Source organism: Gluconobacter sp. P1D12_c (assembly GCF_018812105.1).
GTDB lineage: Bacteria > Pseudomonadota > Alphaproteobacteria > Acetobacterales > Acetobacteraceae > Gluconobacter > Gluconobacter oxydans_A.
Window position 1 is genome coordinate 1 of record NZ_JACSIQ010000892.1, and the last position, 355, is coordinate 355.

Annotated in this window: 1 pseudogene; it reads left to right on the forward strand. The window is 53.2% G+C overall.

The window, feature by feature from the left end:
• Positions 1-183: 183 nt before the first annotated feature.
• Positions 184-355, forward strand: a pseudogene (locus KP705_RS20565) (DUF4158 domain-containing protein); the annotation flags it as partial.

Sequence of the window (355 nt, forward strand, 5' to 3'; positions counted from 1 at the left end):
GGCATAGCCGATCATTATGTGTGTCATACGGGAAAGTGTAACGTATAAGGCCCCATGACTGCAAAACATATGGTACCACCTTTATGAGACACAGCACACGGCTGTATTCCATGACGTGTTGCACTTGTCCGGGACAGTCCGTCCAACGATCCCCTTCCGGACACATGAAGGAGACATCCGATCATGGCGCGGCGCCGTCTTCTGACCCGCTAAGCTCTCGCCCGACATTACGAGCCTTCTGTCGATGATCGCGAGATCACGAGACATTTTACACTGAGCCAGGATGACTTCGATCTGATCGCAACCCGCCGCGGAGAAACCTCCCGATTGGGTTTCACGATGGTCATGCTCAACA